The organism is Microcoleus sp. N9_B4 (genome assembly GCF_036701635.1).
Classification (GTDB): Bacteria; Cyanobacteriota; Cyanobacteriia; order Cyanobacteriales; family Microcoleaceae; genus Microcoleus.
In genome coordinates, this window is record NZ_JAUBRC010000027.1 from 52,763 (window position 1) to 73,791 (window position 21,029).

At 46.4% G+C, this 21,029-nt stretch carries 18 protein-coding genes, 1 tRNA gene and 1 pseudogene; 10 read left to right on the forward strand and 10 right to left on the reverse strand.

The window, feature by feature from the left end:
• Nucleotides 1–3 precede the first annotated feature (3 nt).
• The 3 genes from QUA43_RS18680 to QUA43_RS18690 all read left to right on the forward strand — a co-directional run bounded on the left by QUA43_RS18680 (nt 4) and on the right by QUA43_RS18690 (nt 2,814).
• Nucleotides 4–234 carry a hypothetical protein gene (locus QUA43_RS18680; RefSeq protein WP_333375817.1) on the forward strand — a complete coding sequence of 77 codons (231 nt, stop codon included), beginning with the start codon at nt 4–6 and terminating at the stop codon, nt 232–234.
• Nucleotides 225–1,616, forward strand: coding sequence for a glycoside hydrolase family 10 protein (locus tag QUA43_RS18685; protein ID WP_333375818.1), 1,392 nt, complete (start codon nt 225–227; stop codon nt 1,614–1,616). The genes QUA43_RS18680 and QUA43_RS18685 overlap by 10 nt, the downstream gene beginning before the upstream one ends.
• Nucleotides 1,617–1,833: 217 nt before the next feature.
• Nucleotides 1,834–2,814 (forward strand): aldo/keto reductase, encoded by a 981-nt coding sequence (locus QUA43_RS18690; protein WP_333375819.1) that lies wholly within the window; start codon nt 1,834–1,836, stop codon nt 2,812–2,814.
• 209 nt (nt 2,815–3,023) lie between these two features.
• Here the strand turns inward: QUA43_RS18690 and QUA43_RS18695 are convergent, their stop codons facing one another.
• The 4 genes from QUA43_RS18695 to QUA43_RS18710 all read right to left on the reverse strand — a co-directional run bounded on the left by QUA43_RS18695 (nt 3,024) and on the right by QUA43_RS18710 (nt 7,903).
• On the reverse strand, nt 3,024–4,241 hold the full coding sequence (locus QUA43_RS18695; RefSeq protein WP_333375820.1) for a M20 family metallopeptidase: 1,218 nt from the start codon (nt 4,239–4,241) through the stop codon (nt 3,024–3,026).
• Between the two features lie 247 nt (nt 4,242–4,488).
• On the reverse strand, nt 4,489–5,196 hold the full coding sequence (gene bioD, locus QUA43_RS18700; protein ID WP_333375821.1) for a dethiobiotin synthase: 708 nt from the start codon (nt 5,194–5,196) through the stop codon (nt 4,489–4,491).
• A gap of 60 nt (nt 5,197–5,256) precedes the next feature.
• Entirely contained in the window at nt 5,257–6,936 is a 1,680-nt protein-coding gene (locus tag QUA43_RS18705; RefSeq protein ID WP_333375822.1) for a protein kinase domain-containing protein, read from the reverse strand.
• A 508-nt stretch (nt 6,937–7,444) separates the two neighbouring features.
• Nucleotides 7,445–7,903, reverse strand: coding sequence for a GatB/YqeY domain-containing protein (locus tag QUA43_RS18710; protein WP_333375823.1), 459 nt, complete (start codon nt 7,901–7,903; stop codon nt 7,445–7,447).
• Nucleotides 7,904–8,809: 906 nt separating this feature from the next.
• Here QUA43_RS18710 and QUA43_RS18715 point away from each other — a divergent pair.
• Entirely contained in the window at nt 8,810–9,802 is a 993-nt protein-coding gene (locus tag QUA43_RS18715; protein ID WP_006635514.1) for a ribose-phosphate pyrophosphokinase, read from the forward strand.
• A gap of 246 nt (nt 9,803–10,048) precedes the next feature.
• On the opposite strand, the gene QUA43_RS18720 is transcribed toward QUA43_RS18715, so the two are convergent.
• The gene (locus QUA43_RS18720) at nt 10,049–10,243 is read right to left on the reverse strand and encodes a hypothetical protein (RefSeq protein WP_333375824.1); all 195 of its coding nucleotides are present in this window, start codon (nt 10,241–10,243) and stop codon (nt 10,049–10,051) included.
• Between QUA43_RS18720 and QUA43_RS18725 the strand changes: the two genes are divergently transcribed.
• From QUA43_RS18725 to QUA43_RS18740, 4 genes and pseudogenes are all read left to right on the forward strand, one after another.
• Nucleotides 10,235–10,918 (forward strand): DUF3747 domain-containing protein, encoded by a 684-nt coding sequence (locus QUA43_RS18725; RefSeq protein WP_333375825.1) that lies wholly within the window; start codon nt 10,235–10,237, stop codon nt 10,916–10,918. The two genes, QUA43_RS18720 and QUA43_RS18725, sit on opposite strands and share 9 nt — an antisense overlap.
• 70 nt (nt 10,919–10,988) lie before the next feature.
• Nucleotides 10,989–11,096 carry a hypothetical protein gene (locus QUA43_RS18730; RefSeq protein WP_445301982.1) on the forward strand — a complete coding sequence of 36 codons (108 nt, stop codon included), beginning with the start codon at nt 10,989–10,991 and terminating at the stop codon, nt 11,094–11,096.
• A gap of 63 nt (nt 11,097–11,159) precedes the next feature.
• Nucleotides 11,160–11,207, forward strand: a pseudogene (locus QUA43_RS30890) (hypothetical protein); the annotation flags it as partial.
• Nucleotides 11,208–11,270: 63 nt separating this feature from the next.
• Nucleotides 11,271–11,528 (forward strand): hypothetical protein, encoded by a 258-nt coding sequence (locus QUA43_RS18740; RefSeq protein ID WP_333375826.1) that lies wholly within the window; start codon nt 11,271–11,273, stop codon nt 11,526–11,528.
• A 72-nt stretch (nt 11,529–11,600) separates the two neighbouring features.
• Here the strand turns inward: QUA43_RS18740 and QUA43_RS18745 are convergent, their stop codons facing one another.
• The 5 genes from QUA43_RS18745 to QUA43_RS18765 all read right to left on the reverse strand — a co-directional run bounded on the left by QUA43_RS18745 (nt 11,601) and on the right by QUA43_RS18765 (nt 17,895).
• Nucleotides 11,601–11,936: a XisI protein gene (locus QUA43_RS18745; protein WP_333375827.1), complete on the reverse strand. Its 336-nt coding sequence runs from the start codon at nt 11,934–11,936 to the stop codon at nt 11,601–11,603.
• Complete coding sequence (locus QUA43_RS18750; protein ID WP_333375828.1) at nt 11,924–12,340, reverse strand: XisH family protein; 417 nt, start codon at nt 12,338–12,340, stop codon at nt 11,924–11,926. Before QUA43_RS18750 ends, QUA43_RS18745 begins: the two co-directional genes overlap by 13 nt.
• Before the next feature lie 136 nt (nt 12,341–12,476).
• Entirely contained in the window at nt 12,477–13,358 is an 882-nt protein-coding gene (locus QUA43_RS18755) for a hypothetical protein (RefSeq protein WP_333375829.1), read from the reverse strand.
• Complete coding sequence (locus QUA43_RS18760; protein WP_333375830.1) at nt 13,336–17,640, reverse strand: AAA domain-containing protein; 4,305 nt, start codon at nt 17,638–17,640, stop codon at nt 13,336–13,338. Before QUA43_RS18760 ends, QUA43_RS18755 begins: the two co-directional genes overlap by 23 nt.
• Before the next feature lie 182 nt (nt 17,641–17,822).
• Nucleotides 17,823–17,895: transfer RNA gene (locus QUA43_RS18765), tRNA-His, on the reverse strand.
• Nucleotides 17,896–18,553: 658 nt separating this feature from the next.
• On the opposite strand from QUA43_RS18765, the gene QUA43_RS18770 reads away from it, so the two are divergent.
• Together QUA43_RS18770 and QUA43_RS18775 are read left to right on the forward strand one after the other, a co-directional pair.
• Nucleotides 18,554–20,080, forward strand: a complete 1,527-nt coding sequence (locus QUA43_RS18770) for a serine/threonine-protein kinase (RefSeq protein WP_333375831.1) — start codon at nt 18,554–18,556, stop codon at nt 20,078–20,080.
• Between the two features lie 197 nt (nt 20,081–20,277).
• Nucleotides 20,278–20,961, forward strand: a complete 684-nt coding sequence (locus QUA43_RS18775; protein WP_333375832.1) for a manganese catalase family protein — start codon at nt 20,278–20,280, stop codon at nt 20,959–20,961.
• The last annotated feature ends 68 nt before the right edge of the window (nt 20,962–21,029 follow it).

The following is a 21,029-nucleotide window of genomic DNA, read 5'->3' on the forward strand; positions in this document are numbered from 1 at the left end:
CAGATGTTCGATCGAAATGTTCCAGCACCAATATTGTACAGCACTCGCACTCCTTGGGCCAAACTGTCCGGTAAGGAGAGCTTGCAGTGCGTAATGAATGATTTCCCAGCAGTTAGACAGAATCCTCTGACTTACCCTCTGTATCGCAAATTATACTTGGCTCAGTTGCGATCGCAGCACATCAATTCACCCATTTCAGTTAACCGATTCCACATTCAGCGCCAATGGCTGTAGACTGTAGAGCGAGCAAATTTTATCACCAAATTATGCCGGGGTGTGTTTCAATAGCTAACTCACCATTCAAAACTATGACATTACGCATCATTCCGCGCAGTTGGCAGCGATCGATTAAAACTCTTTTCCCGCTTCTGTTTGCCCTCTCATTCATTATAGTATTGCTGGCGAACAACTTCATTCCGGCGATCGCCCAGCCACCCCGCCAGGAAATTCGCGGCGTTTGGATGACGACAAACGACAAAGACATCCTCAGAGATCGTCGCAAACTAGGAGATGCTGTCAGCAAACTAAAACGGTTAAATTTCAACACAATCTATCCCGTTGTCTGGAATTCTGGCTATGCAATGTATCCCAGCAATGTAGCGCAGCAAAGAGACATTCAACCCTTTGTTTACAGAGGGTTAGAGGGACAGGATATGATCGGAGATTTAATCGCTCAAGCTCACCGCCAAGGGCTGTTAGTAATTCCTTGGTTTGAGTTTGGTTTTATGGCTCCTCCCACATCAGAATTAGCTTCAAATCATCCCGATTGGCTGACCCAAAAACAGGACGGCAGCCAAACATCAATCGGTGCAGGTGGCGAAGTAGTTTGGCTCAATCCCTTTCATCCCGAAGTTCAGCAATTCATTACCGAACTCGTACTAGAAATCACCACTCAATACAACGCCGACGGCATTCAATTTGACGATCACATGAGTTTGCCGTCTGAATTTGGATACGATGAGTACACAGTTGCTTTGTATACCAAAGAAACAAAAAAAGCTCCGCCGAAAGATTTTCAAAACCCAGCATGGGTGCAGTGGCGAGCCAATAAAATTACCGCTTTTATGTCGCAGCTAAATCAATCCGTCAAAGCAGTAAAACCCCATGCCATTTTCTCAATTTCTCCCAATTACTACGAGTTTGCTTACAAACATCACCTACAAGATTGGCTGACTTGGGTGCGTTTGGATATTGCCGACGAGCTAATCGTGCAAGTCTACCGTTCCAATCTAGAATCATTTGTAGACAAGCTTAACCGTCCAGAAATGCAAGAAGCACAGCAAAAAATTCCCACCGGAGTTGGGATTATGACAGGTTTGAGAAATAACCCAGTACCGATTCAGCAAATTAAATCTCAGGTGCAAGCAGTCCAAGAATACGGATTAGGCGTCGCTTTCTTCTACTACGAAAGCTTGTGGGAATATGCACCAGAACCCCTCGCCCATCGACTGTCTCAATTTAGTGCTTTCTTCCCATCTTCTGCATTCCGAACAGCGCTACCAATACCCAGACGTGCGGCGACTTTCCCTCCACCTACGCCACCCAAACCAGACCCCAAAGCTAAGCCAGAGCAACCTACCAAAAACACCGCACCTTCGCCATCACCAACCACGTAAAAGAATTAAAGAGTCATCAGTCATCAGTCATTAGTCATTAGTTAGAAACCATTAATTCGGAGGGGCGGGTTTTACAACAATAAGGCTCTGAGGGGCGTTGCTCAAAGCAACAGCCCACAATAAAATCCACTCTTTGTGGAACAGGCATCTTGCCTGTTCCTAACAGAGGGGCAAGATGTCAGTTTAACCGGAGTTAATATAACAACCATCAATAAAAATGCCAACTAACCAAAAAATTTTACTGCCAAAAATGGGCTGCGGCACTTGGGCCTGGGGCAACAGATTCCTCTGGGGCTACAATGAAAGTATGGACGACGAATTGCAAGCGGTTTTCAATCTTTGTGTTAGTAACGGTGTCAGTTTATTCGATACCGGCGACTCTTACGGAACAGGGAAATTAAGTGGACGCAGCGAACAGCTTTTGGGGCAGTTTTCTCAACAATATCAAGGTGCAAATAAAGACAGTATTTGTATTGCCACAAAACTGGCTGCTTATCCTTGGAGGCTGACGCGACAATCAATGATATCGGCTTGCAAAGCCTCTGCGGCGCGCCTCGAAAAAAATGTAGATTTGGTGCAAATGCACTGGTCTACAGCTAATTACGCTCCTTGGCAAGAGGGGGCTCTTTTAGATGGTTTGGCTGACCTTTATGAGCAAGGATTGGTCAAAGGAGTGGGCTTGTCTAATTACGGGCCGAAACGGCTGAAATGGGTGCATCAAAGATTTAGCTTGCGCCAAATTCCTATTGTTACTTTACAAGTGCAATATTCGCTACTTTCTACCTATCCGGTGACAGAACTCGGATTGAAAGATGTTTGCGATGAATTGGGGATTAAAATGATTGCTTACAGTCCTCTAGCCTTGGGGTTGCTGACTGGTAAATACTCGGAAAATGGCTCTATTCCTAAAGGTATCCGAGGTTTGGCGTGCAAGCAGCTACTTCCGGGAATGCGATCGCTTTTGGAATGTTTGCGAGAAATAGCGACATTCAGAAACAAGACTGTTTCGCAGGTAGCAATCAACTGGTGCATCTGCAAAGAAACTATTCCGATTCCGGGGGCGAAATCTGCGGCACAGGCGAGGGATAATATTGGTGCTTTGGGGTGGGAGTTAGACTCCGGGGAGATTGCCGAATTGGATAAGGCGGCGGCAAGTGTAGATAAAAAAATGGTGCAGAATATCTTTCAAACTCGGTAAAAAGACTCTCGCGTGGGGTGGGGGCGGGTTTATTTAAGCTGTCTGCATTCTTTAAATCTTTTGGTGAACCCGCCCCTACAGGTTTTTGACGGAGGGTGCAAGAGATCGGGTTAATATAGATATGATTGCTGTAGGGGCGGGTTTTACAAACTATCATTGCCTAAAATCAATAATCTCATAAACCCGCCCCCACCGGATGACACAATCTTTCATTGATTCGCACAAAACTTTTCCACACACCGCACAAACATTTCTACACCCATCCCCAGCGCAGTTTCATCAAAGTCAAAACGCGGGTGATGGTGCGGGTAAGCCAAGTTTTTCTCTGGATTTGCTGAACCCAAAAAGAAATAACAACCGGGGACTTCTTGCAAAAAGAACGACATATCCTCGCCGCCCATTGTTTGACATTCCGGCACGATTCCCGCCGGAGTTTCGACAACTGATTCTGCAACGTCGCGCACCAATTCAGCTATTCTTGAATCATTAATAACTGGCGGATAAAGCGCACAATAATCTAATTGGTAATTTGCCCCGTGACTCTGACAAATTCCGGCAATTAATTGCTCGATTCGGTTTGCAAAATAACCTTGATATGCTGGATTGAAATAGCGCACGGTGCCACCGATTTGAGCGGTATCGGCAATGACGTTGTGGGTGTGGCCTGCGTGGAATTTGCCGACAGTTACTACCGCTGAGTCGATCGGGTCAATGTTCCGCGCGACAATTGCCTGCAAAGCGCTGACAATTTGGGCTGTAACTACGATCGAGTCCACAGTCTGATGTGGCATTGCGCCGTGTCCACCTTTGCCAAAAATCGTGCAGTCAAAAACTTCGACAGCAGCCATCAGCGCGCCGCTGCGGACGCCTACAGTGCCTAAAGGTAGATTGTTCCACAAATGCAAGCCGACGATCGCATCAACATCAGGATTCTTCAAAACTCCCGCTTCAATCATCGGTTTTGCGCCTCCTGGCCCTTCTTCGGCGGGCTGAAAGATAAATTTTACTTTACCCGAAAAGCTGTGTTTGTGCTTGGCAAGATAACAGACAGTACCGAGGGCGATCGCAGTGTGGCCGTCGTGGCCGCAAGCGTGCATAATTCCATCATGCTGCGATCGATAATCCACCTCATTTTCTTCTTGAATAGGCAAAGCATCCATATCAGCTCGAATTGCCAAAACCCGCCCCGGTTTGCCGCTGTCTATAGTGGCGACAATACCAGTTTTAGCAATATTAGTTTCATGATCTATGCCCCATTCCTGCAACTTTTGTGAGATAAACTGCGCCGTTAAATTTTCATCAAAACTCAACTCCGGTTTTTGGTGCAAAAGGCGACGCCATTCGACTAGCTGAGGCTGCAATTTTCTAATCTCCAGCCGCAATTGAGATAAATCGACAGAGGTTAAATTCGGTAAAGTAGAAACCATGTTTTATTCTCCTTTTTTTTGATGAGGTTTTAGATTTAATCACTTAATAAATGGTAATCACTAATTATAGCAACCCAGAATAAGTTGTGAAACTCTCTCTGCTTTTTCACTGCGCTCTCTGCGGTTAAAAGGAAATCTTCTTCAATCCTATCTGAATTGTTGTGCCGGAGATTTTTTTATGAACCGCAGAGGACGCAGAGTACGCAGAGGAAGAGAAGAACGAGAAAGAGAGGTGTTGAGAATAGGGTTATTTAGAAGTCTGAGGAACTAGATTAACCCCCGGCAATAAGCGTTCCAAATCTAAATCTGAAGCAATTTTAGCTAATTTAGCAAGGTCAGTCGGGTCATCTAAATGCGGCAAAATACCCAACACAGGTATTTGAGTCAGCGACTGGATCAAATCAACGGGCGCTAAATCGGCAATTTCTTGTTCAGAATAAGCTTTAACGCAATTGAGCACAATTCCTCTGAGCTTAAAACCAGCGTGTCTGGCGAGAGCAACATTCGCCACAGCTTGCCCGATCGCCCCCAACCTCACAGGTACTACCAAAACCCCTCTCAGCCGCCAATCCCTGGCAATATCGGCCACCGTCAGTTCCCACGTTACAGGCGAACCGAGTCCTCCCAAAGCTTCCACCAACACAAAATCCTTGCGCTCCGAGAGGCTTTGCCAAGCCGTCCAGACCTTTTCGAGTTCGATACGTCTCCCCTCCCGTTCCGCAGCAATCGGCGGTGCTAGTGGCGCATCAAAGTGCAGCGGATTGAGTTCTTCGGGGGATTGGTCGAGGGAAAACAAACGGGTGTAGAGTTCGCGATCGCCCGTTCCCGTTTGCATGAGTTTCATAATTCCCAAACTGCGATCGGGAAAATACATTTGCCAATAAGCAGCCAGAGCGCTGGTCAAAACAGTTTTGCCCGCGTCGGTATCAGTTCCAGCAATTAGCAGCGAGTTCATTGGCAAATAGCTAACAATTAATTGGCATCAACCTCAGTCTAGGGGAATTTTGCCAGAAGTTTAGAGTTCTGGCGATGGTGCGGGTGTTGGTGCTGGTTCCGGTGACGGCGCGGGTTCCGGTTCCGGCGACGGTGCAGGAGTTGGGGCCGGTTCCGGCGATGGTGCGGGTGTTGGGGCCGGTTCCGGCGACGGCGCGGGTGTTGGCGCCGGTTCCGGTGTTGGCGCGGGTGTTGGTGCTGGTGTTGGCGACGGCGCGGGCGTCGGTTTGGGTGCGGGAGTTGGTGCGGGCGTCGGTTTGGGGGTCGGTTTGGGCGCAGGAGTTGGCGCAGGCGTCGGTTTTGGTGTCGGAGTTGGCGCTGGGCTTGGTTCTGGGCTCGGTTCTGGCAAAGGTTCTGGGTTCGGTTCCGGCAAAGGTTCTGGGCTTTGTTCTGGCAAAGGTTCTGGGCTTGGTTCCGGCAAAGGTTCTGGGCTTGGTTCCGGCAAAGGTTCTGGGCTTGGTTCCGGCAAAGGTTCTGGGCTTGGGGTTGGCAAAGGTTGCGGGGTTGGGGTTGGCAAAGGTAGCGGGTTTGGTATCGGAGTTAGTGTCGGCGTTGGACTTGTGAGTGCTGGCGGTGTCGGAGTGGGTTTGGGGCGCGAATTGTTGAGAAATGAGCCGACTAAAGCCCAGGAACCGAAGCCCGTCAAGATTACTAAGCCCGCCAGCAGTCCGATCGCAGCAATGGGATTGTCCCAAAAAGTGTCGGCAGCAGGCTCAATTAACGGGTCTGGCTGGTTTTTTTGCGGGTGGGAACTCTGGGCGGCGGGCTCTGGCGGCCTGCCCACGGCCACCGTTGCTATTAGCGAAGGGTTTGTCGGCACCACTGCTGGCGCGGGCGGTACAGTTGGCTGGCTAGGTTTAGGATTTGTTTGGCCGTCGAGTGCTTGGGCGACTTCGCTGACAGATTGATATCGATCGCCCGGAGACCGACTCAACATCCGATTCAGCACCAAAGCCAAACCCGTGCTCACCTGCGCTTGCTGCTGCCAATTCCACTGCAGCGTTGTTTGATCGAGCAATTCCTGCGGTTCTTTGCCTGTCAGCAGGACGATCGCCGTTACAGCTAAAGCGTAGAGGTCGCTGCTGGCTGTTGCCCGCCCGCTTTGCAACTGTTCCATCGGCGCGTAGCCGATTTTACCCACTGTTGTCGCGTGGGCTGTTCCTTCGGGAGACTGGACTTTGGTGGCAAGTTCTTTTACCACTCCAAAGTCAATCAGCACCGGCAACTGGTCGTTTTCGCGCCGAATTATATTTTCTGGGGAGATGTCGCGGTGGATGATGCCGCGGGCGTGGATGTGAGCGAGTACCGGCAGCATTTGCCGGATAAATACCAAGACTTCGGCTTCGGTGAAGCTGCGACCATTTGAAGTTCGATCGAGCAACAGTTCGCGGTAAGTCATCCCTTCCACGTAATCCTGCACTAAAAACAAACGCTGGTTCTCTTCAAATATTGCCCGAAACTGGGGAATTTGTGGGTGCCCAATTTGGTAAAGTATTGCCGCCTCTCTTTGAAACAATTCCTTCGATTTTTCCAAAACGTATGGCCCGCTTTGCACCGGAATCAATTCCTTCAGGGCGCAGCGTTCTTGAAACCGTCCCAAATCTTCTACTAAATAAGTCCGGCCAAATCCTCCTTGACCTAAAATATTCACCAAGCGGTAGCGGTTTTGTAGGAGAGTTCCAATAGCAATAGGTGGCTGCATAAGTTTAAGTAGAAACTGTTAAAAAATAGACGATCGCTCACAGACTTAGTAATACTAAGTCTTTAATGCTCTTGAGCATACTTCACTATCTGTAGTCTCCAGTCCCGACCAAAGTTAGTATTTTACATTTTTTTGACATTCTTGGACGCAAGGATGGTCAGAAACCGGGTTTTTTCACGAAAATACAGAGGTTGCAACCCGCAGATCCGATCAAAAACCCGGTTTCTGCGTCAGTATCTCAAGGGAGAAATGCACGATTTTTCGTAGAAACCGGGTTTTTGGGCCTTAGCCCTAATACAGCGTATTCCAGGTTGATGAAGTGTTGGGACAAAGGCTTTCGCCGTGTCCCTACGGGGATAGAACGATAGGCGGGGGTACTTCATAAACGTGGAATCTGCTGTAAATTGTCGCCCCTGGGCTTAGGCCATACATCTCTATAAAGCTTGAGATTATTTATGGGAGATGTCTACTGACGACTGACTACTGACTAATGACTAATGACTAAGGACTAAGGACTAAGCTTTGCTTTCACCATGTCTTGAATTCTGTTACCGTCTGCTTTGCCCTTAAGCTGCTGCATTGCCTTGCCCATCACCTTGCCCATATCCTTTGCAGAAGTAGCGCCAACTGAGGCAATCACTTCGTCAACGACTTGACTCACCTCTTCGTCTGACATCTGGGGTGGCAAATACTCTTCAACAATTGCTAACTCCGCTTCTTCTTGTGCCACTAAATCTTCGCGGCCACCTTTGCGGTATTGTTCGATCGAATCCCGGCGCTGTTTGGCTATTTGCATCAAAATTTCCATTTCTTGAGCTTCTGTCAGCGTTTCTTGCCCGGAAGGACGAAGGCTGACTTCTTTTTCGAGAATAAATTTCTTGATGCCGCGAACAGTTTCCAAGCGAACCTTGTCCTTGGACTTCATGGCTGCTTTGATTTCTGCGTCAATGCGTTCTCTTAAGCTCATCGATTTCTACCTTGCTTTGCCCGATATCAAAAATCTGAAGTATGCTTCCGATTCTTAACTTTTTTTACAGTATTTTTCAAGTTTATTGCCTGTTGGTGGCATTTTTATCGCATTGAACCCGGATGCCTTGGGCCTTGAATCGAATTTTGGGTGGCTGCACTTCCAGCCTCGACCGTCGCATTGACTCTCGCCAGAATTTTTAGACGCAGGGGCAAAAGTGCGATCGTACTTCTGCCCGTACAGAACTCGCGAGAACCCAGATTCCGCATCCTAGGGTGTCACACAGCATAATTACGGAGACAACTCTATCTTTAACAGAACTTATGCACTCAAGGGCGTTAAATCAAGGGTTTGAGATTCCTTCACTACGTTCTCTTCTGACAGAAAATCGTAGTACCTGCGTCGAGGACTGTTTAAGTGAGATGTTGCACCCTGGGGTGTCACACAGCATAATTACGCAGAAAACACTATTTTTAAAGTAATTAAATATGCCTTTAAAAAGTAATTTATCCGTTAATATACGGTATTTTAGTATAATTTTTAGAGTTTTAGTGCTGGATCAGAATAAGTAAAAACCGATTGTGACCCTTGAAGATGCCGAATGTGGGCTTTAAAGTAATAAATTATGCCTTTAAAAAAAAATCTACGTTAATCTACGGTATCCAAGTATAATTCATAGTTTTATTGCTGGATAAAAATAAGTAAAAACCGATTGTGACCGTTAACGATGCCGAATGTGGGGTAGAAACCCGGTTTCTTGGACATACTTCTGCAAGTCCTATTCAGTTCGCCTAATTTAACACTTGTGGCCGCCCCGAAATTTAAATCTCTCAAAAATTTGGCTGAATATTTCTAGTTTCAGATGGTAAGATAGCGATGGAATAAACGTCCTGCAAGAGGCCTGCTGTGATCCGTTCTGCTACTTTACCGCTTCCGCTTCCCGAGCCGCCGGTTTCCGCTCATGACCGTCTGCGGCTGTTCTCCGGTTCTGCTAATGTTCCCCTCGCCCAAGAGGTGGCTCGCTATCTGGGGATTGATTTGGGGCCGATGGTTCGCAAGCGGTTTGCTGATGGGGAACTCTACGTTCAAATTCAAGAATCGATTCGGGGTTGCGATGTTTACTTGATTCAGCCAACTTGCTGTCCGGTAAACGATCGCCTCATGGAATTGTTAATTATGATCGATGCTTGTCGCCGCGCTTCGGCCAGACAAATTACTGCCGTCATTCCCTATTACGGATATGCTAGGGCTGACCGCAAAACGGCCGGAAGAGAGTCGATTACTGCAAAATTAGTGGCTAATTTGATTACGGAAGCTGGGGCCGGTCGCATTTTGGCGATGGATTTGCACTCGGCTCAGATTCAAGGTTATTTTGACATTCCTTTCGATCACGTTTACGGTTCGCCGGTGCTTTTGGATTATCTGGCGAGCAAGCAATTGACGGATATTGTTGTGGTTTCGCCGGATGTTGGCGGAGTCGCTAGGGCGAGAGCTTTTGCCAAAAAGCTTGGTGATGCTCCCCTGGCAATTATTGACAAGCGCCGCCAAGCTCACAACGTGGCAGAAGTGATGAACCTCATCGGTGATGTCAGGGGCAAAACAGCCGTGTTGGTGGACGACATGATCGATACTGCCGGCACGATTTCTGAGGGCGCCCGATTGTTGCGCCGCGAGGGTGCGAGGCAGGTTTATGCTTGTGCTACTCATGCGGTGTTTTCGCCTCCGGCGATCGAGCGTTTGTCTAGCGGGGTTTTGGAAGAGGTAATTGTTACGAATACAATTCCTGTGCCGGAAGAGAACCGTTTTAAGCAGTTGACGGTGCTTTCGGTAGCCAATTTGCTCGGAGAAACTATTTGGCGGATTCACGAAGATAGTTCTGTTAGCAGTATGTTCCGCTAGAGGGCAAAGACACTTTTTGAATGTTTGTTTTAGGGTGCGTTAACAAGAGTGTAACGCACCGTTTTTTTTGTGAATAGTGCGATCGTTTCCCGCAAGTAATAAGCCCGGCGCATCTAAATTTTACTGTTAACTCCCATCAAATTCTTGTGGAGTGGGGGTCCCGCCCGCCCGGAAAATACAATTTAGAGGTCGAACAGCTTATCAAGTTCCTCGGTAAAATAACGGCTATAACTTTGTAGGGAGGACTCAAGTCCTCATAAAATTCGCTCGGACTTGAGTTTTCACTACGAACCAATGTGACGATCGGCGATCGATCGCACTTGGTACCACCGGAACAAGAGATGGTAAAATTCTATCTTGTTGTTGGAAGAGGGCGACTTTTTTATATTCTAGATAAGTCTCATCACAATAAGGAGCCAATAGGGAAAAATCATGAAACATTCACTTGTACGAACATTGGCCGCACTGGCAGGTTCAGCAATTTTAACACTTGGCGCGATCGGTTCGGCTAAAGCATTTACTTTTGACGAAACCGACATTAACCAAGACCGAGTAATTGTCATCGCCCAACCCCGCCCTTTCGGCGGCTACCAATTGCTAATTGTAGAACAGGTATCTGACACGCGAAAATGCTGGAGCGAAAGTGGCTCTGATCCCGTGAAAGTCGATCCATTATTAGTTACTTTTGATTTCACCGGTATTTGTGGCCGCGCCACAGACAGCAACGGCTTTTCAATTCGCATGGCCGGCACCGATTTAGCATTAAAATACACCCTGACTTTGGAAAGTGTTGATGGCAATGTTCTACTAATTGGAACTCCGGTAGATTACCAAGGTAAATCGGTGATTATCGGTCGCACAAATGGCGATGTTAACGAATTCATGAAAATCACTCTCGATCCTGCTTGGCGCTTGAGTAAAAGAGCTTATCAAGGCCGCACATTAGGTCACTTTTATTTCACTACCAATCAACCCGCACCGGAAGAAATTGGCAATACCGGAGGCAATACCGAAGTGATGCCGCAGCCAATACCGCAGCCAATACCGCAGCCAATACCAATACCAATACCGCAGCCAATACCGCAGGAAATACCGCAGGAAATACCAATACCGTAGGCAATACGGGCTTTTCTACAATTCGGAGATAGCTACCGATGATATCTACGCTTCCGAAATTAAAGAAGCTGTGGGCTTTGGGTTTGTAGCCCAGTTTTCTCAAAATAATACCTTTCGACCGCAACTTGCTGTTACCAGAGAGCAATTGGTATCTTTAGTTTGGGAATCTTTGAAATGAATACAAGGTGCTAATATCACATTTCCTAGCCATGTTTCTATCCGTCCATTTAGCGACGTTGATATTTCCCGCTGGAGTGCCGGAAAAGTTCTATTTGCGCGGGACAACAAGATAGTTAGCGGCTATCAAGATGGAACTTTTAAACCTACGCAGCCCGTCACTCGCGCTGAATGGATGGCGGTGCGCCGTCGAGCGGCGGAATGTGGTTTGTCGGCGCGGGGAATGCAGCCAAATTTAGTTGCTAAAGAGCCGTCTCAAACTTTTTCAAACATTCAGAATTATTGGGTTGCTTCTATTATTACTCAAATGTCTTCTTATTGTTCTGTTGCTGCCGCTATTAAGGAAATTGGCGATCGGTTTGCTCCGAATGATTCTGCAAAGCGGAATTACGCGGCTGCTACTTTGCGGATGTTGAAATGCGTTAATGCTTAGTAGGGGGAATTAGATACCCGACTTCTTCAAGAAGTTGGGAATCGGAGTATTTGGTTTTTTGAACTTGACCTTTTACGCTACACCATAATCAGTATACGGCCGCTTGTATGGGGGTTGCAATCCCAAAACAATATCCTCTCTCGGTACTCCCATTGCAACTAATTCCTCCGCAGGATTTTCCTCAGTCAAATTTTGTTGAAGCCAGATTTTTCCATCTTTGATGTCAATGTGAATGAAGGTTTGATAAATCCGGGTTAAGTGTTCCCAGCCGACATTCATCCACTGATAATGATCTCGCTCTGTGTCTAAAATTAGTTGCACTTCGACTTCATCATCTGAAACATCATCTTCGGCATAACGGCTCATTAATGTCTGAACGTACTGACGATATTGAGCTAGTTTGTCCATTGTACAATTACCTCATTTGTTGCATCGTATACGATTAGCAATACCTGATACTGTTGTACGGCAGCTTGAGTAAACTCAGACTGAAAAAATGTTCTATACACGTCAATTGGTACTGCCAAGTATAATTTCCGATTGGGTTCCACAGATGCCAGCCCTAGCCGATAACTGAGAAATTGTCCCAATGCAGCATAAAAGTCTGTAATTACAGAAGGATTGAGGAAGCTTTTGATTTCGACTGCAATTTTCTCCCCTCCTCGCTCCGCTGCGACTAACCTTTCTGCTCCCAAATCGACCTGAAATTTAATATTGCCAAACTTAAACTTTAGTGGATCGGCAGTAATCACCCACTGTTCTTTTTCAAGGGCTCGTTTTACGGATTCGTGGAAAGTATCTTTGGCAGACACAAACAAATTCTCAGCGCGATTGCAAATAACTATTAATTATACCGAAATCGCGGTATATTGTCAATCGGTACAATACTAATCGTATAAATAGTTTTAATTTTTAAGTTAATCAGGACTTGAGTCCTCATCATATCGTTTACTTGGGTTTCTTTTTAGATGGCTTTTTAGGAGTTTTCTGGACGGGGATTGTCTCTGATTCTTCCTGTGCGATGTCTGGGGTTACTTTACATAAGTCGTTCAAGGAAAGTTTTTGTTGCGATTCAAGTTCGTTTAGCAAGTTTGAAGCTGTTTCTAATATTTGCTTTCCCTGTCGGACTTGAATAGTAGTTTTATTTTCGATCGCATCTAGCAACACAAAAATCGAAACTGTTTGCCAAATATCTAAATCGTCGCCGACGACATCGCAAGCAGAGACAATTTTGCCGTTTTGTGGGGCGTGAATTCCTAAGCCGGAATCTTGAATTAACGGCTGGATTTCTGCTAGAGTTAAATTCGCAAGGTCGCTAATTTTATGTTCGAGGGATAATAAATCTGCTAAATCGGGTAAGTTGACCGATTCTGCGGCTAAAGCATCAAATTTAAAGGTAAGAGTTTGATTCAGCGGATCGGAAATGGCGTAAATTGATTGAATTTGCGATCGACTAACCGCACCTTTATCGAAAAAATCTCTGCCTTGAGGGGCGATCGCAATTTTCCCATTTTCAGCCACCTCCAAGCTTTCCAAACTAACCAGAGTCGCCGCCGTAGTCTTCACAAAAATCTCGTCCAACCCCAGCAAATCCGCCAATTCCTTCAAAGTTGGCGCAGGTTCAAACTCAACGCCCGCCCGCAAAATGAACTCTTCCAACACGTTAAACTGGCGCGGTTCGCTAATCGCCACCTCCAGCGGAGTTTGCCGGATTGCGAAGCGAAATTGACGCGCCGCCAACACTGACAAACCCGGATTTTGTTGCTCAATCTGTTCGGCTAAGGAACTTAAATTCGAGTCTATTAGTTTAGTTGAGGACGCTAGAAACATCTACAAAACCTCCGCAGTGACGCACCGTTTTTGAAACTTCCTGATACATTTTTCCGACAGTACCTGTTTGTTGGGTAAATAAATCGTGGCACCCGACAACTACCAGCAATTCTTGAGCGCGGGAAAATGCCACATTCACCCGTTCCGGTTCCTTAGCAAATCCAATATCGCCCCTAACATTATTGCACACTGTGCTGACAATAATTACAGGTCTTTCCATGCCTTGAAATATGTCAACCGTACCAGTGCGGATACTCAAAGCAGGGAATCTATCGCCTTCGATTCTGTCTTTAATTGCATTTAATTGAGCCGCATAAAAAGTGATAATTCCGATTTCTTTGGGCGGTTCACCGTCGGCAACTTTGGGCTGCCAAGCTGTCTCCATTTGTTCGCACAAACGCTCGATCGCATCAATCTCCTTGACATTCAACCGCGAAGTACCCTGTTTTTCCTCTTCAAACCCTTGTCCGATCGGCGTTTTCACCCATAAAATATGATTATTTTCTTGAATGATTCTACCTGCGAGGTTGTGGGCGCGCTTGGTGTCAGCTTCCTGAATGCCACAGTTGAGTTTTTGCTGGTAAAACTGATTGATTGCGCCCATGATTTGTGGGTGCATTCGATACTGAGTTGTCAGCATTTTTTTGATGCTGTCGCTGGCATTTTCAAACAAAACTTTGAACAGCGATTCTTTGATAAAGCTAAGTTCGTCTCCGGTACAGCCGATGTCTTCGGCAATATCGTCGATCGTACTTTGATTAAACATCGGCGGCAATTGCCTGTGATCGCCCACTAATACTAACTTTCTGCCTTTCAAAGCGGGAATTAATAACTCTGGGGGAGTGCATTTGCTAACTTCGTCAATGATCACGGCATCAAAGCTGGGAAAGTTTTTAGTAAAATCGAAGCTAGCAGCTTGCACGCAAGTAATGCCGATAACGTTGGCATTGTCAATATAAATTTGCTTTAAATCGTTGCGGTCTTTTTCTGATGGATTGCGGAGTTTTTGAATCCAATCTGTCACAAACGTTTGAGAACGATTTAGCGCTGTTTCTTCTTGTTCTAATTTCCGCTGCCAAGTTTTGAAGAGACGCTTAATTTTGTTTAAAAAAGCTACGCTGAATAATCCTGTATTCGGAACTTCTGGCTGATATTGAGTCGGGATAGTTTGCCATGCTGACTCCCACCAATTTCTCTCAACAAGTAATGCCGCTGTCGGTTGTTGTTGTTGCAGTTGAGCGTTAATTTTGCTCAATTCTGTTTGAAGTTCGGCGAGTTGCTGCTGCGAAGTTGCAGCCGCAGTTTGTAGCGGGGATAAATGCTCGTCAAGAGTGTTTTTGATTGTCTCCAAAACGCCAAAAGGATCTAAGTCAGCAATAAATTTTTCAAGCTGAATCGTGCTGGCTTTCCAAGCCTCAACTTGCTTGACAAACTGCTGCGGTTGTTCCCAAATATTCGATTTTTGGGCGAGATATTGTTCGGCTAAAATTCGCAATTTTTCAGGTACATTTGGCTGTTGGACAATTGCTTGCAACAAATTAGTAACTTCGCTAATTTTTAAGTTGGCCTCTTGCTGCGCTGTTTCTACCTGAAGTTTAGCGGCGGATATTTGCTGCTGGCTCAAGGTTTGACCGATTTTATCTAATAACTGTTGCTGTTTGATAAGCTGCTGTTCGGTTTCGGTTTTCAGGGGAACCACGCACTGACGCGCATTTGCGAGGATACTGTGCAGCAATTCTTTGACTAGGCGATCGAAGGTAGCCTGGATATTATTTGGCTGCAAGGATTCACTATAAAATTGTTGAATGCTAGCTAAGAAAGTCGCTGCTTTTTCGATGATAAATTTGCGCTGACTTTGGCTGACTTGGGAGTAGCTGGCGAAGTCTTTAGCTAGTTGCTGCCACTGTGTACGATCGCCCGCAGAGAGCACGATCGGCGTTTGACTCAAATTTAGGTGCAGAAACTCGCTAAACCGGAACTGTTGCCCTTGTAAGTCCTTAAAACCTGCGCTTTCTTCGTGGGATATCGCCTTTTGCAACCGATCCAAATCGGGTAAATTGATTTTGCATTTGGGCGGCACGATCGGCAATTTGAGCGATCGGGCAATTTTCAGCAATCCTGCGGGCAATTCTACCATATCATCCGTGAGCATTGCGCCCGTTTCCCAGCAATTTTTCACGACTTCATAAAGTCCCGTATCTGCTGTCTCAATCCACTGTGCAACGGCGACGACAACGGCTGCAATTTCCGCTTTTCGCAGTTCCAAATTCTTGATTTTCTGTTCGAGATTGTGGCGATGTGTCTGATTTTGCCGATCGCCCAATTCGAGTTGATTCACAGCCTCAGACATCTGCCGCGACACCCGCAACGACTCCGCAACCGCCGACATAGCGTGACAAACATCATCAGCGCGATCGAATGCCGTCTTAAATTCCGATATTTGCGCTGCTACAGTTTCCTGCAGCCAAACCCCAATCCCAAACGCGCCGCAAGCAGGGCGATCGAAGCCTATTTGAATAGCATTGCTAGCGGCAATCCGAACATTTGCCATAAAGTTTTCTACTAAAACATTCCCTTCTGAATAGGGTTTTAGTCGGGGCATAAACTCAGCCACTTCTGGAGATTCCCAGTTAACTTGCGGCGCATCCAGCAGATTTTCTAGCCCCGAAGCCACAGATTCAATCTCGCTTTTTTCGGTTAAAATTACTTCATAAGCTGCTGCTAGCTGGCTGCACTTTTCCTCAATACTTGCTTTACTGTCGTGCAGGTGTTTGAGTTCATTAAAAAAATCTCTCTCTGCCGCACAGTAGGCGGTAAATCGCTCTGATTCTGCCACCAACTGCCGCAAAGATTTGACATTATTCAGGCGCTGCGAGAGCTTTTCTTCGCAGTCAGTCGCCGTATTTTGCAGCCAAGTGCCGATCGCATTTTCCTCTAAAAACGGCTGCCCTTCTTCCTGCACCTTATGAGCTTTTCCCTTCCGCAAAGCCCGAATCGCCGGATTGTGAACTAACCGACTCAAAGCATTATCTACAGCCAAATTTGCTTGCGAAGCAATGAGCGTTTTGCCACCCTGACGGGCAATTTGATAGCAAATCTCCGCAATCACAGTCGTTTTGCCCGTTCCCGGCGGCCCTTGAATCAAAATTAAATCCCGCGCCGAAAGCACCGTTTCTACGGCAGCAAGTTGGTCCTCATTAGCATTGCGATTTAATAAGTTTTCCCGATCCAATTTAATCAGTTTTTCGGGTATTCTCGCCTGGGAAGAGTCGAATAAAAACTCACTCAAATAAGGATTTTGAGCGCGACCATCTGTCAGCATTTTTAAAGCTTTTTTCTTGCGTTCGATCTGACTGATATCGCCCGCCGCCTCAAAATACAAGAATCCTTGTTTGGGCAGTTGATATCTGCCGCCCGCCATGCGATCGCCCAAATCAACATCTAACTTAATGCGTAATTTACCATGTTCAAAGTCAATTTCGGCGATGCTACCCAATGTCTCGCCATCGCGGCTGCTTCTGCTTCCGGGCGGCGAATCAAACAGGATAATTTCTTCATTTCTGGCTTTTTTCAGCCTGTCGCGAAAGTCGCCCAATTCTAAGGAATTTTCCTCGTAGCCGTCAAGAGTTGCGGAATTACGATCGATTTCAAAAGTGACGATTTTGAAGCCGGAACCGTAATTGTGCCCTCGGAAAGGTACGCAAAATTGACGCGCTTCCGCGATGCGTTTTTCCACATTTAAAAAAGTGTGCCAAACTTTTAGCTGTTCGGTAGTTGGTATGTGTCTGTCGTCCCAAAATGGCATTTGTTGGACGCGGGCGATCGACTTTGCAGGAATTGGCGATCTACTGTTAGCCAAAAGTCGCAACTGAACCGGCAAAGAATACCCATCTTTCCTTCCTCTGGGAACCGCCACCAAACCAGCATCCAGCAGTTTTAAACCGCCGATTCCGTCTTCACAGCGTACAGTTGCTAGTAAGCGTAAAGTGCGATCGGCTTTTTCCAACAATTGGGGTAATTCAAAATCATCTCCATCCGTAGCAAGCAGCAATTCCCAGATTTCTTCTTCGGAAAATCTCTCATTTACCTTTTGCCGACGCACGTAGAAAAGATTGTGGGATTTGCCAGCTATCTCCGACATCAGAATTTCCGCACGTTCTCGGCATTCCCAATCACAATATTTCGCTAAAGCTGCTTCTCCTTCTATATCCCGAATAAACTTATTAATTGTGCGATCGCCACTAAATTTATATCCCCAATCTTCTGTTACTAAAGATGGCATATTTTGATGTTAGATTTTAGATTTTAGATTTTAGATTGGATTTAAGATTAGCACATCGGAACTTGTGCCGACAGAACAGCTACATCCCAAAAAAGATTAAGGTGTGCATTGCACACCCTACGACCATCGCAAATTACCGTACAGGCGACGGGCGATCGAATTAAACAGTTGAGAATCAAAAGGGCGAACGATGGGACTTGAACCCACGAATGGTGGTACCACAAACCACTGCCTTAACCACTTGGCTACGCTCGCCGTATCAGTTTTAACTATAGCATCAGATCTCAGCACAAGTCTAGGGGTAAGGCAAAAATATTTTGAAATATTTCTGAGCGTCCCTGAACCGGACAGATCGATTGTGCCTCAAGTTCCAAGCACAGTAAGACTATAGCACAATTTTCGCTCTGTGCGATCGGCCTGTGCGAGCCTCTTCGAGGGCTTCGCCAACGGCAATTATCTCGCCCCCAGCAGTCATGTGGCGTGGGTTCGGCCGATCTGGTAGCGTCCCGATTCGATCCAGCGCATTAAAATAGCCTTATCAGCCCAGGCGCATCTACATTTTACAGTCCTGTTTGATAAAACTCACATCTGGCACCATTCTCAAGAACAGGCAAGATGCCTGTTCCACAAAGAATGAATTTCTTGTAGGGTGGGCTCTTCTAGCCCGCCCCTAAAAGCCTTATTGAGAATGGTGCAACATCTCAGATGAAATGCTTGTGGGGTGTCCCGCCCGCCCGAAAAATACAACGCCAGAAGCGGGACAGCTTATCCCACACCGCATGACTTATCCACCATCCCTCTTCTCTCTCTTCTCTTTTCCCTCTTCCTTCGCGTCGCTTCGCGTCTTCGCGGTTCGTTTAAAAAAAAGTCTTGTCCGCAATCTAAAATCTAAAATCCAAAATCTAAAATCCATATGAGCTACTGTATCAACCCACAATGTCAAAATCCTCAAAACTCCAACACCGCAAAATTTTGCTTAAACTGCGGCTTTAACCTGTTGCTGAGACAGCGATATCGCCCGATTGAACTTTTAGGTAGAGGCGGATTTGGTAAAACTTTCCTAGCAATTGATCAAGACATCCCATCTCTACCCCGCTGTGCAGTCAAGCAATTTTATTTTTACGACCGCGACCCCGAAATTTTCAACAAAGCCGTTGAATTATTTCGCCAAGAAGCCGTCCGTTTAGACGAACTCGGAAAACACCCGCAAATCCCCACATTATTAGCCTGTTTTGAACAAGAAGGTCATATTTATTTAGTTCAAGAGTTTATAGAGGGATCGACTCTTAAACAAGAATTAGACAAGAGTGTCTACGATGAAAATCAAATTTGGCAACTGCTGCAAGACTTATTGCCCGTGCTGCAATTTATCCACGACAAGCGCGTCATTCACCGCGACATCAAACCCGAAAATATTATCCGCCGACAGTCAGACAACAAACTCGTATTGATCGATTTCGGCATTGCCAAACTGCTGACTGATTCAGCAATCCTCCGTTCAGCAACGCTCATCGGTAGTCAAGATTATGTAGCTCCCGAACAAATGCGTGGCAAAGTATTTCCTGCTAGCGACCTTTACAGTTTAGGGGTTACTTGTATTCGCCTAATGACGCAAGTTCCTCCCTTGGATATGTACGACTGCAACAACGAGCGCTGGTGGTGGCGAGAGTTTCTCCCCAAAGCTACGAGTATGAGCAACGAGTTAGGCGAAATTTTAGATAAATTGCTGCAAACTCGTCTCACTCAGCGGTACAGTTTTGCTACGGAAGCTTTGGACGATATCAAAGCAGCTTTAGATATTCGCCATCAAAATTTGCTTTCGTCCGAAATGCCGATCGCTCCTGCTCTTAATAATAGCGACAACTCTGCCGATATCAACGCGCTACCAACTTCTGATTCTCGGATTTTACCCACAAATGCCGTCGCCAATTCCGCAGAAACTTTTTCCTTATCTGTTACTTCAAATCTCGATCCGACCATGATTTCAGCACGGGGAGTTGATTATACCAAATTGCGAGATTTTTTGTCAAATAAAAAGTGGAAAGAAGCCGATCGCGAAACTTGGGGCTTGATGTGTCAATCTCTTTCCCAGCCACCGGGAACTCAGCTAGAAATTAGCCAAATTTACCAGATCCCCTGCCAAGATTTGCAAACAGTCGATCGCCTTTGGCTGCACTACAGTCAAGGTCGGTTTGGCTTCAGCGTCCAAAAGCAGATTTATGAAAGCGTTAAGGGAGACTATATCAGATTTTGCGATCGGGTCAACTGGCAAACCTACAATTCTGCTAATACTTTAGGGCAGATTAAATTTAGTCAGCAAGCACCAATCGGACACCTCCCCTCTCGCAGTTGGGTTGGCGGCATTCAGTGGCTGCGACACCTCGATGCCCTGTCAGCAAAATTAACCGAGTGCGACAATAATGCAGCTTGTAAATTGTAATTTGGTCTACCGACTCACTAAGTAAAATTTCATATTTAAACTCTACCTGAAAGCAGAGAAATTTGTCGAGCTAGATGTATCCATCGACCGAGGCTCGGTGCGATCGCTTGTCGCACAATGGATTGTGAAGGTGAACACAGCTACAAGTCTGCAATCCAGAGACTGTAACAACAGAATTAAAGAAGAGGTATCGATCCATGTTTTTTCACAAAAAACAATTAATGGCTGCGGTGACAGTAGACGAACCCAATCCCCGTTTTGCCCAATTGCTGCTAGAACAGTTTGGCGGAGCAACCGGAGAACTGACAGCAGCTCTGCAATACTGGGTGCAGTCCTTTCACTGTGAAGATGCAGGGATTAAGGATATGCTCCAAGATATTGCACTAGAAGAATTCAGCCACTTAGAAATGGTGGGCCAACTCATAGAAATGCACACCAAAAACTCTGACCAAACAGAAGCTTACAAAAGCACTTTGTTTGCGGTGCGCGGCGTAGGCCCACACTTGTTAGACAGCCAAGGTCAAGCTTGGACGGCTGCTTATATCAACGAAGGCGGGGAGGTGGTGCGCGATTTGCGCGCTAATATCGCTGCGGAAGCAGGAGCTCGCCAAACCTACGAAGAGTTGATTAAACTAGCACCGGATATGGGAACGAAAAAGACGTTGCAGTTTCTGCTGACTCGCGAAATTTCTCACACTCAAATGTTCATGAAAGCTCTGGAAGCGCTGGGCAAACTCACCGATCCGATGTTCGGCAATATTCCGCCAGATTCCACTGTGGATCTCTACTTTAACTTGTCCACAAATGGCAAGGATGAACGCGGGCCGTGGAACTCGGAACCTACTTTCCAGTACATCGCCGATCCCGCTCCAAAAGCTTAATTTGATAGTTGTTTAGGGGGGGTGGCTTAAAAGATTTAAGCCCAGTGTTAAGTAGTTTTTAAGCCGCG